The following is a 16,577-nucleotide window of genomic DNA, read 5'->3' on the forward strand; positions in this document are numbered from 1 at the left end:
CAGAGCCAGCCAAAGCATTGACCTTAGTAAAACCTGGCAGTTGGGCCAGCGACACGTTTAAAAAGATTGTTGAACAGGCCAAAATATCTGAAGGTGATCAGGCTCAGTTTGACGCCCTGTCACAGGTCATTAGCCACAGCTACAAAATGCGTAAACAAGCGGACTATTGCCAATATGGTGCTAAGTTGTATAAAGCGTACTTAGGATTATTTGATAGTTTATATCAACAGGATAAGTCACAATTTGCTGATGGAAAAGCGGCTGGGCACCTGCACTTAACCACCTTATTAAATGATATCGGTCAGTTTGATAAAGCGCTGGCAATTTGCCAGCATGCCATCGCACATCAATTGTCAGATGGCACAATAACAGGGTTTGAAGGGCGGATTGGTCGGATTGAAAAAGCCAAGTTAAAAGCACAACCTTGATCAGCCCTATTTAGATGAGCGTCTAGTGAAAGCTAAACCTTAAAATATCAACAGATGTCAGTAATATCGAGTATCATATTGCTAACTGAAGTAGAATTAAGCGGACATCAGTCCGCTTTTTTTATGCACTTTTGCTGTGCACCTGGTTGATGAAACTTGGCTGATACACAACTTCTGCGATGTAACTTAAGGGATATTAAAATGCTCGCCACGTCATTTAATAAATTCATTGGTCTTTTGCTTGTTACCCTGTCATTAAGCGGTTGTATTCGTAGCCCAGAATGGACTTTATTCTACTTTGCTGATGCGGCAGACAAAACCGATCACACTTTGCAACACGATGTAATAAAAGGCTATTACGATACGTTAGAACAATGCCAGGCTAAAGGTTCAGGCTTAGTGCGTATTCAAGGTGTCACATTGACAGAACAGGTTGATTTTACCTGTGGCCAAAAATGTGAAACCTTAGACAATAACCAAATCGACTGTCAGCAATTGATGAGTGATAAAGACTTTTTAAAGCAGCTCTAAAAAGGATATTTCTAATGCGCTTTAAGCAAGACTTTTTTGAACAGCTAACGGGTTTTTACAGTCAGGTATACCCACAACCGATTTCAAATCCGCATTGGTTAGGTTGGAGTGATGATGCCGCAGCATTGATTGGTTTGAGCAAGCCTAATGATGAATTATTGATGCAACTTTCTGCCAATCATGCGGCAGACGGGGCAAGCTATTATGCGCAAGTCTACAGTGGTCATCAATTTGGCGGATATACTCCTAGGCTTGGCGATGGCCGCTCAATCATTTTAGGCGAAGCGATTGGACCTCATTATGCCTGGGATGTGGCATTAAAGGGGGGAGGGCCTACACCTTATTCCCGTATGGGAGATGGTCGCGCAGTCATGCGTTCAGCCGTTCGAGAGTTTTTGATTTCTGAAGCGTTGGCCGCTTTGCATGTGCCGACCAGCCGAGCATTAGCCGTAATAGGATCAGATTTACCTGTATGGCGTGAAGGTCAGGAAACCGCAGCTATCACGGTCAGGCTTGCTAAAAGCCATATTCGATTTGGCCATTTTGAATATTTTAGCTATACCGAAAAGGGCAATAATGCCAAGTTAAAACAATTGGCTGACTTTACCATCAGCCAGCATTTTCCACATTTATCGACCGACAAAGCTGGCTATATCCAATGGTTTAATGAGGTAGTGGCGGCTACCGCTAAAATGATTGCCCACTGGCAAAGCATTGGTTTTGCACACGGTGTCATGAATACCGATAATATGTCGATTCTGGGTGACAGTTTCGATTTTGGTCCATTTGCATTTTTGGACACCTTTAAAGAAGACTTTATTTGTAATCATTCTGACCATGAAGGCCGTTATGCATTTGGTCAGCAACCCGGTGTTGGCTTTTGGAATTTACAGCGACTAGCGCAAGCCCTTACACCGCTCATTGCCTCTGATGATTTAGTCCAAGCTCTGAATCAATATCAACGTTACTTAGTCGATCATTACTTATTGTTGATGGAGCAAAAATTAGGCCTAGCGGAAGTAAAGTTTGCTCAAGAGCCATCGTTAACCGATGAAGCTATCGCTGAGCAACAAAAGCAAGATTTACAACTCGTGGGCGAGTTCACAACCTTACTTGAAACCAATCAACTGGATTATACCAATAGCTTACGTCGCTTTGGTGAGCTTGATGTCAGCAGCCAAAAATCGAGTTTGCGAGATGACATGGTTGATGTGGCTAAATTTGATCATTGGTTTGCCCGTTACCAGCAACGAGTGGGTAAAGTGGATGATGTTGCCAACTGGCAACGGGATAGAAATGCCGTTAATCCTAAATATATTTTACGTAATTACTTAGCTCAGGAAGCCATTATTGCTATAGAAGAGCAAGGCGATAACAGTAAGCTAGTACAATTACATCAGTTATTACGTCACCCTTTTAATCAACATCCTACCATGGAAGATTTTGCCAAGCGTCCACCTGAATGGGGACAAGGTTTAATCATGTCCTGTAGTAGTTAATTGAGCATAAATATGAAGTTACTCTCTGCTACTTTAGATAGCGACAATTTAAGTTTGTTGATCAGTGCCAATATTGATTTTGAACAATTCGCCGACTTTGCCGAGCCGTTAGCTCACGCATTAGATTGTCAGGTGCGTGAACGGCAGTGGGGCGCAGATCGCCACCAATGGCTATTAGATTTTGAAGGCAGTCAGTTATGGTTGCATTATGAGTTCTATGGCGACATTTGCTGGATCAGCACCGAGCGCCAAGATGAGTTCGACGTGCTAGTGTATTTACATAGCTTACTACAGCCCTATATTCAGTCTTAATAATGACTCAATACCCTAAAAAGCGGATGATATGATCGAACAAGCAACGGAATTCCATTACCAGGCTCTCACACCCGATCTGATATTAGATGCGATTGAAAGCATCGGTATTTACCCTGAAACAGGCTTACTTGCCTTAAATAGTTATGAAAATAGGGTATACCAGTTTCGCAGTGATGACGGTAAACGTTATGTAGTGAAGTTTTATCGACCGCACCGCTGGACGGATGAACAGATCCAAGAAGAACATGACTATTCGCTTGAGTTAGCTGAAAACGAAGTGCCCGTTGCCGCCCCGCTCATTATTGATGGTAAAACATTACATCAATATAAAGGCTTTCGAATGGCGTTATTTGCCTCTATCGGCGGGCGAGCATTTGAAGTCGACAACCTTGATCAACTGGAAGCCGTGGGCCGCTTTATTGGGCGTATTCATCAATATGCTGCCAAGCAACCCTTTGTACACCGTGAAGCATTAAATCCACAGGTATTAGGCGTCGAGCCACTTAATTACTTGCGTGAAAGTGGTATGGTCGCACCTTCAATGGCACATGCGTTTTTTACCGTTGTCGAGCAAGTGTTACAAAAAGCCACAACCATCTGGCAAGGACAAGCATTTAAATCAATCCGCTTGCATGGTGACTTGCATCCAGGGAATATTTTATGGACGCCAGATGGACCTGGTTTTGTCGATTTAGATGATGCTAAACAAGGCCCAGCAGTACAGGATATCTGGATGATGTTAACGGGTGACCGTCAGCAACAAATACTGCAACTTGATACCTTGCTTGAAGGCTATCAAGAGTTTGCTGACTTTGATCCGCGTCAATTGGTTTTAATTGAACCTTTGCGCGCATTAAGAATGGTGCATTACAATGCGTGGTTGGCAAAACGCTGGCAAGATCCTGCATTTCCAATGAACTTTCCATGGTTCGGTGATCTCAAATACTGGGAGCAGCAAACTTTGGCATTCAAGGAACAGTTAGCGGCACTCGATGAAGCCCCGTTAAGTCTATTTTGAGCGACAGAACTCAACGAAGGTTAATTAAACTTAATTTTTACTGGTTGGTGTAAATTGTTACAAATACAATCCGTTTAAGGTTGTGATTTTATTCAATGCTAAAGGTAAGATAGCTGCATTGGTTGATGGCGCATTTAAAACATTACGAATAAAAGCGATATATAAAAGGAACTCAAATGAAAAAAGCATTATTAATGGCAGCAGCGTTACTATTTACTCCATTAGCTGCAACCGCAGCAGATTATCAAGAAGGTGTGCATTACACAGTGATCAACGACGGCCCTGGTTCTGCCAAGCCTGAAATCACCGAGTTTTTCTCATTTTTCTGTGGTCACTGTTTCAACTTCTCAAAAACGGTTATTCCAACAATTAAAAAGACATTGCCAGAAGGTGTGGCGTTTAATCAATCTCATGTTGAGTTTATTGGTCGTGACATGGGTGTAGAAATGTCGCGTGCATTTGCTATTGCGCACCAGTTGAAAGTAGAAGAAAAAATTGAAGCGGCATTATTTTCTGCGATTCACGAGAAAAAGCAAAGCTTCGCTAATCAAAATGACATTCGTTTGTTATTTATTGCTAACGGTGTAGAAGGCAAAGATTTCGATGCAGCTGCCAATTCATTTATGGTAAATGCCCAAATGTCTAAAATGGCGCGTGATGCTAAAAATGCCAAAATCTCAGGCGTACCATCTTTAGTTGTGAATGGTAAGTACCGTGTTGAAACGGGTTCGATCAAGTCTTATGACGAATTGCTTGATATTGCTTATTATTTAGCCGAGATGAATAAGAAGTAATTTATGCTGTAAACGCATAATCAATAAAGGAGCTTAGGCTCCTTTTTTGTTGCCTCAAATTCTTTTGGCGTTGGGCTGTATTGACGGTCTCATGACACTAAGCCCGCTGGTTAGCTTGAAATCGAGTGTGTTAGATGTGGTCACTTTTGTGTTTTTGAACAGGGCGATACATCCAAGATGATTGGCTATTCATTGTAAGCAACGGGCATAAATAATAGGCAAAAAAAAACCGTATGCTTAAAAAAGCGATACGGTGTCGAGCTAAATAGCTCTTTATACCCTGAGTAACGTTAAAGATAATAACAGGGTGTCAAAAAATTGGCAAGTGGCATTTTTTTGTCACTTTGTTTTTTTTGGATATCCTGAACTGAGGTTAAATATTTTTCACTAAAAATAACTGGCTATCATGCAACTTATTGGATGTTTTATAGTCAAATATTTCGTGTCTGGACATAGCAACAAGTATCAAGCGACCTTGTCAGAAGTTTTATCGAAGGTTGATACAGTAGAACCGGACAGTTGAGGCGAGATGTATCACCACTTATCAAAAGATGAATAATTAAACAGGAGGCTTTATGAGAATGTTCCCAGTTTATGCTCCTAAATTAATAGTGAAGCACGCAAGAATATTTCTCTGTGGTGTGGTTTGGGTAAAAGACCTAGGCCGACTAGAATTTGATCGAGGGCGTTTTTTGTTGCCGAAAAAAAGCCTGCCAAAAGTTAAGCAGGCGATTTTAGAATTAAATGCGCTGATTGAATCACAACATCATCAAGCAGTTTAGCACGGGTAATTCAGATTAGATTTCGCTATTCAATAAACCAACAAGGCCGTTGACCTTATCACTCCATGAGTTTAGGTCTTGCTCTAATTGTTGGTTTTTTTCTGTAAGTGCTGCGCTTTTTTGCTTCTCTTCTTCAAGCTCCATTTTTAGTAGCTCAATATTTTCAAGAGTCGCCTGGATTTTAGTTTCCAATTGGGACAATAATTCAAGGCTCATGTGGGGAGTCCTATGGTTTCTGGATGGAACCCCGATTCTAGCAGTGACAAGGCCTTGTAGAATAGTCTTTATCGCTAAGTGGGCAAAAAATAAACCAAATTTAATACTATTTTGCTGTTTGTACTTATCTTTTATCAATAACCCTTATAACACGCAATAAAATCATCTTATATTCCCCCTATCGTCTATAGCGAAAAAGCCGATGTTCGTGATACTTTTTAAGTCCGAAAAATTAATAATGATGGCGACGATAGAGAAGATGATCACCCGAATAGATGTAAATCCACGTATGAGCAGTATCGTTATTCACAATAAGACTGTGTATTTATGCGGCCAAGTGGCGACGGATAAGTTTGCCGATATCACTACTCAAACTCAAACTATGCTCGCTGAAGTAGACAGCTTGCTTGCTCAAGCTGGCAGCGGACACAGTCATATCTTATCGGCGACGATTTACCTTAAAGATATGCAAGATTATGATGCGATGAACGCGGTTTGGGATAAGTGGTTGGTATCAGGCCACGCACCTGCCAGAGCTTGTGTTCAAGCTGCAATTGCCGAACCAGAATATTTAGTCGAAGTGTCGGTGATTGCCGCCGTTATCGAATAATCACTGACTGAGCTTACAGTGACTTTACTTGTGTGGCTGTTTTTTGTTGGATGAGTTTCTGGTTCATTGTCAGTGTGTACATTGACGAGATTGAAAAAAAATACTGATGCTTGTTACGTTGAATTGACGTAATCTGCGCAACTAACGAGACAGTAAACTTGACTTTATTTACAGCTCTCCATAGTCTTCAAGCTCAGTTTTTAAGGTGGTATGCAATGGATATAAAATATAATTTAAAACCCGCGTCAGAGCGCCGCACTGAGCAGTTCACTCCCGAAGGTAATGTTGGTTTTGGTAAATTACGTACCGACCATATGTTTTTGATGGATTACCGTGACGGCCAATGGTGTGATCCGCGCATTGTGCCTTATGGTCCTTTTGAAATGGCGCCAGGAGCAATGACCCTGCACTATGGCCAATCCATTTTTGAAGGGGCGAAAGCCTTTATGCATGAAGACGGCGAGATTTATACTTTCCGTCTGAATAAAAATGCCGAGCGCATGAATCGTTCGGCCGATATCGTCTGTATTCCCAATATTGATGAGCAAATTCAATTAAAGGCGATTAATAGCCTAATTGATGTTGATAGAAAGTGGTTCCCGATGCAAGAAGGGGCGTGTTTATACATTCGTCCATTTATTTTTGCGACTGAAGACCGTTTGTCTGTCAGCCCAAGCCAGCAATACACTTTTTGCGTCATTCTAAGTCCTTCTGGCGCTTATTATGCTGCGGGTGTGAATGATGGTATTCGCTTGCTTATTACCACCCAATTCCATCGTGCAGTGTCTGGTGGTACGGGCGCTTCAAAAGCATCAGGTAATTATGCTGCATCATTACGTGCTGGCAAGGCGGCAGCGGAATATGGTGCGGCTCAGGTGCTGTATCTTGATGCGAACAACAAGCAAATTGAAGAAGTGGGGGCAATGAACCACTTCCATATTTTAAAAGATGGCACTGTCATTATTCCTAAATTTACTGACACCATTTTAAAATCTATTACCTCGCAATCGATTCTTGAATTGGGTGAATTACTGGGATGCGAAGTTCGCCAAGAGACCGTCATGCTCGATCAATTTATTGCTGACATTGAGTCGGGTGAAATTGTTGAAGCGGGTGGTTTTGGTACTGCGGCTGTGGTTTCTCCGGTGACATCATATATTTTTGAAGATCACCGAGTATTGACAGTTGGTGATGGCAAAGTTGGCCCGAACATCAAAAAAATCTACAAGGTATTTACCGATATCCAAAAAGGTAACCTGCAAGGTCCTGATGGCTGGGTAAAACGTGTTGAAAAAGTCGCGTCTTAGCGCTTGATGCTCTCGTAAATCAAGGTTAGCAACTAAAATCCGATATCAGTGATGATGTCGGATTTTTTATTGTCCTCTTACTGTTACGATAGCTTTAGCTGAACGCATCTAAACTCAGTCGCCCGTGATCGCATTTTTAGATTCATACTTCTGTATAGATGCTTGTTGTTATTTGTACGCGGGTTAATTCAATTAGGCTTGTTGTTTGATACTTGCTAGAGAATAACGACACTCATTATTCGTTTGATTTAAGAGGCTATTATGATTTTAATTACCGGTGCAAGCAGTGGGTTGGGGGCGGCATTAGCCAAATGTTACCTCGAAGATAATCAGCAAGTGATTATTTCAGGGCGAAATAAAGCGCGTTTAGATGCCGTAACACAAGGTCAAGGAACACATATCTGTGCTATTGATGCCGATTTAACCTCTGACATCAGTGTGTCAGCTCTTTTTGACCAAGTGGGTTTGCTACAAGCTCAATCAAGATTACACACCATTATTCATTGTGCTGGCAGTGGGTATTTTGGGGCCATTGAAAACCAGAATCCTGCAGCTATCTCGGCGTTACTGCAAAACAATATTATGTCAGCCATTATGTTGGTGCGTGAGGCGGTTAAACGCTATCGAGATCAGGCCGTGAATGTGGTGGTTGTGATGTCTACTGCTGCACAGGTCGCTAAAGCGGGAGAGTCTACCTATTGCGCAGCTAAATGGGCTGTGCGGGGATTTATTGAGTCTGTGCGCCTTGAGTTAAAAGGCAGCCCAATGAAAATTATCGCAGTCTATCCAGGTGGAATGGATACCGACTTTTGGGCAACCAGTGGTAAAACCATAGATACTTCTTGCTTTATGAGTGCCGATGAAGCCGCCAATATGCTTAAACAGGCTCTAGTGAGCTCTCAACATGGTTATGTTGCCGATATTACAATTAACCGAGCTTAGTTGGATAGCGGCGTGTTTAGATGAGTGAGTTTTGCTTTGCCCAGAAATCGTCTTCAGCATCAGAGGGCGTTAATGTGATTCTGGTACCCTTATTCAAATAAGTGGTACAGGCAACGCGTAAAAGCGAGCTGAAATTATTAATTTCGCCGCGTTTAATCATAACTTCACGATAAATGCGGGTGAGGAATTCAGCGATAGACAAATCGGCTTCTTCAGCGATTTGTTGAATAATTTGCCAAAATACCGCTTCAAGTCGAATGCTTGTCACCACTCCGTCAATGCGAATAGAGCGAGTTTGTGATTCAAAAAGTTCAGGTTCAGCTCCAGAATAAATTTCACACATATGATGATCCGTCACGTTGGCTAATGAGTCCCCATCGTGACGGATTATATTTGCTGATGCAATCCAAACTTCACACGTTAAGTGCTGATGATTAGCGAGTTAGCAATTGATTAAATTGTGCTAACCAATCCGGATGTGCAGGCCATGCAGGTGCGGTGACAAAGTTACCATCAGTAATGGCTTCGGTAACGGCTATCTCACAGTATTCACCACCAGCCTGTGTCACTTCAGGGGCGCAAGCTGGGTAAGCCGATATCTTTTTACCTTGAACTACATTGGCAGCCGTTAATAGCTGGGCTCCATGACACACAGCCGCAATCGGTTTTTGACTTGCTGCAAAAGCTTGTACTAAAGCAATGACTTTTTTATCTAGACGAAGGTATTCTGGCGCGCGGCCACCTGGGATTAGCAAGGCATCGAATTGAGGCTCGAGAATATCATTAAAATCGCCATTTAATGCGAATAAGTGTCCCGGTTTTTCGGTGTAGGTTTGATCGCCTTCAAAATCATGAATAGCCGTTTTAATGGTGTCACCTGCTGATTTATTTGGACACACAACAGTGACCTGATGTCCTACCATTTGTAATGCTTGAAACGGCACCATCAGCTCGTAATCTTCAACAAAATCACCCGCAATAATTAACACTTTAGCCATCATAAACTCCATTTATATTCAAATTACCTTGTTACTTTACTGGCTCAAAAAAGACAGTGGTAGTAATCAGATACTACAAATGAAGGCTAATGAATATCGGGGAGTTGATGACGGAGAGAGTGATAAAACGAAAGCTAAAAGCGCTTTCGTTTTATGGGGCGGTGTTAATGACCTAGATATTGTTTAATGGTGCGTTCAATCTCATCGGGCATAATAGGTTTTGTCAGGTAATGGTCGGCACCTATGCGTAAGCCAAACTCTTTATCTGATTCTTCAGTTAGGCCACTGAGAATAATGATAGGAATATTCTCTGTCAGCGGATTATTTTTCACCAGTTTTACAACTTGATAGCCGTTAATGTTGGGCATATTGATATCAAGTAAAATGAGATCTGGTTTGAATGTGGTGAGAATTTCTAATGCGCTGGAACCTGAATTCGCAGATATAACCTGGTGTGCATCACCAATAATTGCCAGCAACACACCTGAACAAATGGGATCGTCATCTATTACTAATATTTTTTTAGTCGTCATACATGTCCTATTGAATTAACCGCATTGATTACAGTGTATGTAATTTCAGCTAAAAATCCAGTGTGTTATGTAAGCGTTTTTTGAACTTATGCTGGCAATAATAACAGGGCTGAATCACATCAGCCCTGTGCCCAACAATCAATACGCGATTTTATGACATTAAAAAAAGCCCAGCGGATTGACATCGTAGCTAACCAATAGATTTTTAGTTTGTTGGTAATGGTTTAGTGCCACTTTATGGGTTTCGCGCCCGACACCTGACTTTTTGTAACCCCCAAATGCGGCATGGGCTGGATACATGTGATAGCAGTTGGTCCAGACTCTTCCTGCTTCAATTTTACGCCCCATTCGATAAGCTAAATTCATGTCGCGGGTCCATACCCCGGCACCTAAACCAAATTCAGAGTTATTAGCCATAGCGAGTGCTTCCGCTTCATCTTTAAAAGTGGTGACCGAAATAACCGGACCAAAAATTTCTTCCTGGAACACACGCATGTTATTGGTGCCTTTTAAAAGGGTTGGCTGAATATAAAAGCCTTTTTGATACTCATTGCTAAGGGTTTCAACATTACCGCCAAGTAACACTTCAGCACCTTCTTCTTTACCGATTGCGATATAACTCATGATTTTATCAAATTGTTCTTCAGAGGCTTGCGCGCCCACCATGGTGTCTGTATCCAGTGGGTTACCACGTTTAATGGCTTTGGAGCGTTCAATAATTTTTTCAATAAATTGTGGGTAAATATCTTCCTGCACTAACAGCCTTGATGGACACGTACATACTTCGCCTTGGTTGAAAAATGCGAGTACCGCTCCTTCAATACATTTGCTGAGGTATTCGTCTTCAAAATTGAACACATCATTAAAGAAAATATTTGGCGATTTCCCCCCAAGCTCTACGGTAGAAGGGATAATGTTTTCAGCGGCGCATTTCATAATATGCGACCCCACAGGTGTTGAACCGGTAAAGGCGATTTTGGCAATGCGTTTACTTGTGGCTAAGGCTTGGCCTGCTTCAGCGCCGTAACCATTGACTATGTTCAGTACGCCAGCAGGTAATAAATCGCCGATTAATTCCATTAACACTAAAATCGATGCTGGCGTTTGTTCTGCTGGTTTTAATACTACGCAGTTACCGGCTGCTAAGGCTGGACCGAGTTTCCAAGCGGCCATCAAAATAGGGAAATTCCACGGAATAATTTGTCCGACTACGCCTAAAGGCTCATGGATATGATAAGACAAAGTATTGGCATCAATTTCAGCGGCGCTGCCTTCTTGCGCGCGCAGGCAACCAGCAAAATATCGGAAATGATCCACAGCTAATGGAATATCAGCATTTAACGTTTCACGTATCGCTTTACCATTATCCCAAGTTTCTGCGACAGCAAGTTGGGTAAGGTTGGCCTCAATACGATCGGCTATTTTCAATAAAATATTTGACCGCTCTGTTGCTGAGGTTGCTCCCCAGGCTGCCTTAACATTATGGGCTGCATCTAATGCTAAATCGATGTCATGTTGGTCTGAACGCGGAATTTTACAGAAAACTTGGCCATTGACCGGGCTGATATTATCAAAGTATTTTCCATTAACCGGTTCGACCCATTGACCACCGATGTAGTTTTGATAAACAGCCTTGAACGTGATGACAGATCCTGTTTCGCCGGGTGCTGCATAAATCATATACTTTCCTCTAATTGTATTTTTGGGATGACTAATTAACCTAGAACAAATATTGATTAGAGCGCTATTCTGAAAATCCATAGCTGTTGACTCACAGTACAATTGATAATGTAACCTGTGTTTTTATCTGGTCACCGATAGCAAGGATTGTTGTACAGGATTGTTATATTCGAGTGGTATAACCCTGCTATAGGTGAAATGATGATCAAAGGATGTTTACAACAAAAGCGCGCCGCGCCCCAGGTGCTGGTGGAGAATAAAATGACTTTTGCTGGCCCCGAGGCTGAGCTGAGTATTTACGATACTTTTGAGCAAGCGTCACGGGTGGCGTTAAAGTCAGACCAATTATTGTTTTGTGGCATGGTGACGGGCAAAAAAGTCATGCATTCGGTCGATGATTATGAGGCGGCTTTTTACCCGCATGAATCGTTTATCATGGCACCGAATCAAGCGGTAGAAATCGATTTTCCAGAGGCTAAAATTCATCAGCCAACTACTTGTTTAGCGATTGAAATTGCCACTGATAAAGTGAAACAAGTGGCAGAGCAACTGCAAATGCGGGCTCCATTAGAAAAATCCTACGGTGACTGGCAATATCGACAATCCGTTGTCCATACCCACCATAACCAACAAACCCAAGCGTTGCTCGAGCGTATGGTGCAGATTTTTACCGAAAACGAACAAGACAGATCTTGTTTGATAGATTTAGCCATTTCAGAATTAGTGATTAGATTATTGCGCTTTCAAACCCGTGATTTTTTATTGCTTCATAGTGAACAAAATCCTGAATTTAATGGCTTGAATTCAGTGCTGCAGTACATGAGAAATCATTTACATGAAGCCTTAGATATCGATGTGCTATGTCGGCTTGCCTGCATGAGTCGCAGCAAATTTTTTAACCAATTTAAAAACCATTTTGGTTGCACTCCAATGGCTTTTCAGCAACAGATTAGGCTTAAGCAGGCGGCAAAATTAATTGCCCAGGGGCAGCAAATTACCCAAGTGTGTTTTTCACTGGGGTATCACAGTGCTAGCCATTTCAGCCGCTTGTTTAAACAGTATTATGGCATGAGCCCCACTGACTATAAGCAGCGCCACTTAAACAGTTAACCAAGTCATCCTCTGTGTTTTTGGTTTAGTTGTGGTCATCGTTTTCAGCAGCTAACTGCGTAAGTGCTTGTAAGGTTAACGTTTCAGAGTAAGCATTTATTTTAGGATGCTCAGGGCTCCAGCCTTTGATAAACCGGTTGAAGTCAGCCCAAGCAATGGCGTATAGCGGGCGCCATGAGCTTTCGAGGCGTGCTGTATTGATAGCAGGATGGTGGTGGGCAACGCTGATGGCTAATTGTTTGAAATAAAAATCAATATATTGTTCTACGGCTTGTTCGATACTTGTAGTGGCTTGATTGAATGCTATGACACTACTGAGGAAATAGGCGACATCCTTCATACCGCAGCCTTTGCCAATGTATTGAAAATCGACCGCGGCAGCTTTAGTTGAATCAGGTGTAAAACAAAAGTTGGCTAGTTTGGCATCGCCGTGTACTAAGGTTTGAAACTGGCAATGATTAAGGATGCTATCTAATGCTGTAGCCGCATCTTTTAGCTTAGTATCTTGCAACGCGGCCAGTTCATCAGGCCTTGTTGCTAAGTGCCAATAACTCCCAATCGGCCATAATCCGTCACCACTGTGTTGCATAAATTGGCCATGAAAGTGCGCAAGCCAAGTTAAACAGGCTTGAATCACGCTTTTGCTAGGTTGAGGATTAATTGCGCTGAACCCAAGTTGGGCTAGATCTTCTAAAATCAGCAGGGTTTCGTGCTCAGTTGTTTCAATCCACAGGCATTTGGGCACATAAGAACTCGCGGTGCAGAGATTGGCGTAATGCTGATACCAATAACTTTCTATTTGATACGATAAGAGTTTTCGCTGGTGGGATAAATCAGTCGCCCAACCTCTGGGATGAGTCTTAGGCTGCGGAAACTGAATATGTTTAACAATGACCGATGCACAGTGATACCCCGTTAAATAGACTCTGACAAGCTCTCCATAATCGCCCCAAAGTGATTGAATCGTGTCTACATGGGAAGCACTTTGCGCGCCAAGGACTTTAACGATTTTTGTTAACTGTTGTGCTTGCATATTACTTTGACATTACCGGGCGAGATAAATCAAAGCGATTGTTTTCAGTAACTGTGTAATAAGCGGTTGGGCCACCTGCTCTCATAACAGGTTCAGCGAGTGTGGTTTGATAGATGCCAGCGTCATTAATCAGGTGTTTGGCGATATGCACTGCGATCACTTCACCAAGCACTAGCCAAGTATCAATATCTTGACCATTGGCATCTTTTAATTGGATGCATTGGGTTAACTTGCATTCAAAGTTTACTGGGCTTTCTGCTACGCGATCAACAGATACTATTTTGCTGGCTGCCGGTGTAAGCCCTGCAAAAGTAAATTCATCTTCACCGCGGGGTAAAGGCGCAGAGGTTTGATTCATTTTTTCAGCCAATTCTCTGGTGGTTAAGTTCCAGACAAATTCACCGGTTTCGACAATATTGGCGACACTGTCTTTCCTGCCAATACTGGCAAAGCCAATAATGGGCGGGGTGTAATTGAAGCAATTAAAAAAACTATAAGGGGCTAAATTACGTTGACCTTGGCTATTTTTTGAGGCTATCCAACCAATGGGGCGTGGGCTGACAATGGCATTAAGTGGGTCGTGGGCTAAGCCATGCCCCTGACTTGGTTGATAAAAATAGCGTTCGTCTTGTGGCATCTAAAGCTCCAATTATTTAGAACGGATAAGATGAGTTGATCAGCCTTTATTAACTCGTCTTATCCGCTTCAACAAGTGCACTATTGACTAAGATTTACCGCTGTCAGTGGCACTTTGGTCAGATTCAATTTCAGATAAAGCGGCTTGCTGCTCTTCTGTTTTAGCTTGCTCTGTTGCCGCATCCTCCGCAGTAGGGGGCTCTTTTTTCTCGGCATTGGAAATACTGCCAACAGGGGGATATTGCACACTGTCTTTAAGGGTGGCTTTGGTTTCTTTACTAAAGTTAGGAAACGGCATTTCTTCAGCAGCTATCAGTTGCTGCATGGTCGTTGCAGCTTCTTGTTGCATGGCGGCATTGGGCTCATGGTATGGGGTTAACACCACGCTTTGGCCTGCTGGTGCAATCTGAATGTTTAACTCTGTCAAAATGGTTAAAATGTGAAAGTTTAAGTCCTCGGCAATGCCGAAATAGGTGATCACATTACCGGTATCAATATAGGCGTTAATTTTTATCAAAAACGCATCGCGCTCAATGGCAAGAAAACGGGCGCGCTGACCCACATCAAGCACTTTGGGGTGACCAGCAAGTAACTTTCTTAGTTCAATTAGCAGTACTTGTATCTGCTCTTTAGGGGTGGTTAGGCTGATGCGTAAATCTTGCTTGAAGCGGCGGCGATCAATAACCGAAAAGTTTTCTAACTCTTTTGATGAAAATACCGAGTTGGGAATATGCACAACCGAACGGTCTAGTTTTCTTACTCTTGTTGAGCGTAAACCAATTTCTTCTACAGTCCCTTTAACGTCACCAAAACGGCAAAAGTCGCCAGGGTTAATGGGTTTTGAGGCATAAATGGTAAATGCACCAAACACGTTCTCTAATGGTTTTTGTGCCGCTAATGCAATCGCTAAACTGCCTACGCCTAAGCCGGTTAAAATGGTCGCCATATTGTAGCCTGAGCTTTCAAACCACATTAATATGCCAACAATGACAGTAATAATTTTTACAATGGCGACCATGGGACGCAGGAGTGCAATGCTGTAGGTGTTCTTTTTACCTTTACTTTGTAATTGTTCTGCTTTGACGCTGGCAAATAACTCAATCAACCCTAAAGCAAGTAGGGTAAATGCAAGATAGATTAAAGTGCCATTTTCAAACCATACTCTGGCGCGTACCGAAAGACCTAATGCCAACGCGGTGTTTTGCAAAAGCAGTAGGTAAACAAACCATCGTAGACTGCGGCCACAAAACAGAGTGATGCCTTTGAGGTTTTTTTCAAATATTTTGGCGATAGATTGCGCCAGCATACTGATAAAACCTGCGACTACCCAGCCTAAGAAAATACTGACAAAAAAAATAAGTGCCTGCCAGTTATCCATATGGAAAATAGTCACTTGCGGTAAAAAGTTCGCTAGTGCTTCTATTTGTGGTGGATAGCCATATTGTTGCCAAAGTTTAGGTACTTTAGAAATCGTTGCATTGGATATTTTCCATATTTCGCCGCCTTTACCATCGGGAACGAGCTGTAGGTAAATAGGAAAGGGGCCATCCTCGGTTTCTAATACGCCAAGTAAATCACGATAAGAGGGCAAGTTATCGTTAGCATGCCCTGCTGGTGAGTCACTGATTTGCGACAAATCAATGATGTTTTTCTTGTTCCATAGGATGCTTAATTTACGGATTAATTCTGGTGCATCTTCAGCGCGGACATCTTCAGGTAGATAGCGTAAATCAGTAAATTTACTGGCTTTTTGCCAATCCTTTTTTTTGATCGCATCGCTAATGACAATCATTGTCGAAAGAGGCGTTTCACCCTCTTTGCTAAATTGTTGGTTAGTTTTGGCTTCAATGATGGCCTCGGTGCGTAACTCTGCTTCAGATACCTTTTTTAAGTTTATATCATCCGCAGCCAGCACCGAGATTGAAGTCAGGATAAAAACGGAGCAAAGTATTCGCCAAAAATGCAGCATAGTCTGTCTTTCCTTGATCTAGATTTTATATCGATATTAAAAATACCCGCTCAATCATAGGCGTTTTATTGCTTCAGAGCTAGCGCGATATGTTGATGATTTATAGAAATATTAATGTATATTGGCTGTGATGATGTTGATGTTGCGTGCTAGTTTATTCGCTGTCACTGGTTTAG

At 42.2% G+C, this 16,577-nt stretch carries 18 protein-coding genes and 1 pseudogene; 11 read left to right on the plus strand and 8 right to left on the minus strand.

Annotation, left to right across the window (positions count from 1 at the left end; genetic code table 11):
* The 7 genes and pseudogenes from NE535_RS16900 to NE535_RS16930 form a co-directional block, all read left to right on the plus strand.
* A pseudogene (locus NE535_RS16900) lies at positions 1–428 on the plus strand (hypothetical protein); the annotation flags it as partial.
* Between the two features lie 201 nt (positions 429–629).
* Positions 630–959: a hypothetical protein gene (locus NE535_RS16905; protein ID WP_261299768.1), complete on the plus strand. Its 330-nt coding sequence runs from the start codon at positions 630–632 to the stop codon at positions 957–959.
* 14 nt (positions 960–973) lie between these two features.
* Positions 974–2,458, plus strand: coding sequence for a protein adenylyltransferase SelO (locus NE535_RS16910; RefSeq protein WP_261299769.1), 1,485 nt, complete (start codon positions 974–976; stop codon positions 2,456–2,458).
* 12 nt (positions 2,459–2,470) lie between these two features.
* Positions 2,471–2,770 carry a DUF3630 family protein gene (locus tag NE535_RS16915; protein WP_261299770.1) on the plus strand — a complete coding sequence of 100 codons (300 nt, stop codon included), beginning with the start codon at positions 2,471–2,473 and terminating at the stop codon, positions 2,768–2,770.
* A 31-nt stretch (positions 2,771–2,801) separates the two neighbouring features.
* Entirely contained in the window at positions 2,802–3,791 is a 990-nt protein-coding gene (locus NE535_RS16920) for a serine/threonine protein kinase (RefSeq protein ID WP_261299771.1), read from the plus strand.
* A gap of 176 nt (positions 3,792–3,967) precedes the next feature.
* Positions 3,968–4,585 carry a thiol:disulfide interchange protein DsbA/DsbL gene (locus NE535_RS16925; protein ID WP_261299772.1) on the plus strand — a complete coding sequence of 206 codons (618 nt, stop codon included), beginning with the start codon at positions 3,968–3,970 and terminating at the stop codon, positions 4,583–4,585.
* Positions 4,586–5,160: 575 nt separating this feature from the next.
* Positions 5,161–5,367 carry a DUF1107 domain-containing protein gene (locus NE535_RS16930; RefSeq protein ID WP_261299773.1) on the plus strand — a complete coding sequence of 69 codons (207 nt, stop codon included), beginning with the start codon at positions 5,161–5,163 and terminating at the stop codon, positions 5,365–5,367.
* A 15-nt stretch (positions 5,368–5,382) separates the two neighbouring features.
* Here NE535_RS16930 and NE535_RS16935 read toward each other — a convergent pair whose 3' ends face one another.
* Positions 5,383–5,583: a cell division protein ZapB gene (locus tag NE535_RS16935; protein ID WP_188842407.1), complete on the minus strand. Its 201-nt coding sequence runs from the start codon at positions 5,581–5,583 to the stop codon at positions 5,383–5,385.
* 241 nt (positions 5,584–5,824) lie between these two features.
* Between NE535_RS16935 and NE535_RS16940 the strand changes: the two genes are divergently transcribed.
* The 3 genes from NE535_RS16940 to NE535_RS16950 all read left to right on the plus strand — a co-directional run bounded on the left by NE535_RS16940 (position 5,825) and on the right by NE535_RS16950 (position 8,442).
* The gene (locus NE535_RS16940) at positions 5,825–6,193 is read left to right on the plus strand and encodes a RidA family protein (RefSeq protein WP_261299797.1); all 369 of its coding nucleotides are present in this window, start codon (positions 5,825–5,827) and stop codon (positions 6,191–6,193) included.
* A 215-nt stretch (positions 6,194–6,408) separates the two neighbouring features.
* On the plus strand, positions 6,409–7,500 hold the full coding sequence (locus NE535_RS16945) for a branched-chain amino acid aminotransferase (RefSeq protein WP_261299774.1): 1,092 nt from the start codon (positions 6,409–6,411) through the stop codon (positions 7,498–7,500).
* Between the two features lie 261 nt (positions 7,501–7,761).
* A complete protein-coding gene (locus NE535_RS16950) occupies positions 7,762–8,442 on the plus strand; it encodes an SDR family NAD(P)-dependent oxidoreductase (protein WP_261299775.1) in 681 nt (226 codons plus the stop codon).
* A 16-nt stretch (positions 8,443–8,458) separates the two neighbouring features.
* Here NE535_RS16950 and NE535_RS16955 read toward each other — a convergent pair whose 3' ends face one another.
* The 4 genes from NE535_RS16955 to exaC all read right to left on the minus strand — a co-directional run bounded on the left by NE535_RS16955 (position 8,459) and on the right by exaC (position 11,653).
* Positions 8,459–8,785 (minus strand): ribbon-helix-helix domain-containing protein, encoded by a 327-nt coding sequence (locus NE535_RS16955; RefSeq protein ID WP_261299776.1) that lies wholly within the window; start codon positions 8,783–8,785, stop codon positions 8,459–8,461.
* A gap of 91 nt (positions 8,786–8,876) precedes the next feature.
* Positions 8,877–9,440, minus strand: a complete 564-nt coding sequence (locus tag NE535_RS16960) for a DJ-1/PfpI family protein (RefSeq protein ID WP_261299777.1) — start codon at positions 9,438–9,440, stop codon at positions 8,877–8,879.
* Positions 9,441–9,604: 164 nt separating this feature from the next.
* Positions 9,605–9,973 carry a response regulator gene (locus NE535_RS16965; protein ID WP_261299778.1) on the minus strand — a complete coding sequence of 123 codons (369 nt, stop codon included), beginning with the start codon at positions 9,971–9,973 and terminating at the stop codon, positions 9,605–9,607.
* A 159-nt stretch (positions 9,974–10,132) separates the two neighbouring features.
* Positions 10,133–11,653, minus strand: coding sequence for an acetaldehyde dehydrogenase ExaC (gene exaC / locus NE535_RS16970; protein WP_261299779.1), 1,521 nt, complete (start codon positions 11,651–11,653; stop codon positions 10,133–10,135).
* A gap of 261 nt (positions 11,654–11,914) precedes the next feature.
* Here exaC and NE535_RS16975 point away from each other — a divergent pair, with 261 nt between their 5' ends.
* Complete coding sequence (locus tag NE535_RS16975; RefSeq protein ID WP_261299780.1) at positions 11,915–12,763, plus strand: AraC family transcriptional regulator; 849 nt, start codon at positions 11,915–11,917, stop codon at positions 12,761–12,763.
* Positions 12,764–12,788: 25 nt separating this feature from the next.
* Here the strand turns inward: NE535_RS16975 and NE535_RS16980 are convergent, their stop codons facing one another.
* The 3 genes from NE535_RS16980 to NE535_RS16990 all read right to left on the minus strand — a co-directional run bounded on the left by NE535_RS16980 (position 12,789) and on the right by NE535_RS16990 (position 16,401).
* Positions 12,789–13,796 carry a phosphotransferase gene (locus NE535_RS16980; protein ID WP_261299781.1) on the minus strand — a complete coding sequence of 336 codons (1,008 nt, stop codon included), beginning with the start codon at positions 13,794–13,796 and terminating at the stop codon, positions 12,789–12,791.
* A 1-nt stretch (position 13,797) separates the two neighbouring features.
* Complete coding sequence (locus NE535_RS16985) at positions 13,798–14,433, minus strand: flavin reductase family protein (RefSeq protein WP_261299782.1); 636 nt, start codon at positions 14,431–14,433, stop codon at positions 13,798–13,800.
* A gap of 87 nt (positions 14,434–14,520) precedes the next feature.
* Complete coding sequence (locus NE535_RS16990; protein WP_261299783.1) at positions 14,521–16,401, minus strand: mechanosensitive ion channel family protein; 1,881 nt, start codon at positions 16,399–16,401, stop codon at positions 14,521–14,523.
* Between the last annotated feature and the right edge of the window lie 176 nt (positions 16,402–16,577).

This window comes from Shewanella holmiensis (assembly GCF_025370255.1).
GTDB lineage: Bacteria > Pseudomonadota > Gammaproteobacteria > Enterobacterales > Shewanellaceae > Shewanella > Shewanella holmiensis.

Bases quoted from the DNA above. Each gene is read 5' to 3' on its own strand.
- NE535_RS16940 (WP_261299797.1), top strand. From the start codon at position 5,825: ATGGCGACGATAGAGAAGATGATCACCCGAATAGATGTAAATCCACGT.
- NE535_RS16920 (WP_261299771.1), top strand. From the start codon at position 2,802: ATGATCGAACAAGCAACGGAATTCCATTACCAGGCTCTCACACCCGAT.
- NE535_RS16905 (WP_261299768.1), top strand. From the start codon at position 630: ATGCTCGCCACGTCATTTAATAAATTCATTGGTCTTTTGCTTGTTACC.
- NE535_RS16910 (WP_261299769.1), top strand. From the start codon at position 974: ATGCGCTTTAAGCAAGACTTTTTTGAACAGCTAACGGGTTTTTACAGT.
- NE535_RS16945 (WP_261299774.1), top strand. From the start codon at position 6,409: ATGGATATAAAATATAATTTAAAACCCGCGTCAGAGCGCCGCACTGAG.
- NE535_RS16965 (WP_261299778.1), bottom strand. From the start codon at position 9,973: ATGACGACTAAAAAAATATTAGTAATAGATGACGATCCCATTTGTTCA.
- NE535_RS16985 (WP_261299782.1), bottom strand. From the start codon at position 14,433: ATGCCACAAGACGAACGCTATTTTTATCAACCAAGTCAGGGGCATGGC.
- NE535_RS16915 (WP_261299770.1), top strand. From the start codon at position 2,471: ATGAAGTTACTCTCTGCTACTTTAGATAGCGACAATTTAAGTTTGTTG.
- NE535_RS16980 (WP_261299781.1), bottom strand. From the start codon at position 13,796: ATGCAAGCACAACAGTTAACAAAAATCGTTAAAGTCCTTGGCGCGCAA.
- NE535_RS16935 (WP_188842407.1), bottom strand. From the start codon at position 5,583: ATGAGCCTTGAATTATTGTCCCAATTGGAAACTAAAATCCAGGCGACT.
- NE535_RS16930 (WP_261299773.1), top strand. From the start codon at position 5,161: ATGAGAATGTTCCCAGTTTATGCTCCTAAATTAATAGTGAAGCACGCA.
- exaC (WP_261299779.1), bottom strand. From the start codon at position 11,653: ATGATTTATGCAGCACCCGGCGAAACAGGATCTGTCATCACGTTCAAG.
- NE535_RS16990 (WP_261299783.1), bottom strand. From the start codon at position 16,401: ATGCTGCATTTTTGGCGAATACTTTGCTCCGTTTTTATCCTGACTTCA.
- NE535_RS16975 (WP_261299780.1), top strand. From the start codon at position 11,915: ATGACTTTTGCTGGCCCCGAGGCTGAGCTGAGTATTTACGATACTTTT.
- NE535_RS16960 (WP_261299777.1), bottom strand. From the start codon at position 9,440: ATGGCTAAAGTGTTAATTATTGCGGGTGATTTTGTTGAAGATTACGAG.
- NE535_RS16925 (WP_261299772.1), top strand. From the start codon at position 3,968: ATGAAAAAAGCATTATTAATGGCAGCAGCGTTACTATTTACTCCATTA.
- NE535_RS16950 (WP_261299775.1), top strand. From the start codon at position 7,762: ATGATTTTAATTACCGGTGCAAGCAGTGGGTTGGGGGCGGCATTAGCC.
- NE535_RS16955 (WP_261299776.1), bottom strand. From the start codon at position 8,785: ATGTGTGAAATTTATTCTGGAGCTGAACCTGAACTTTTTGAATCACAA.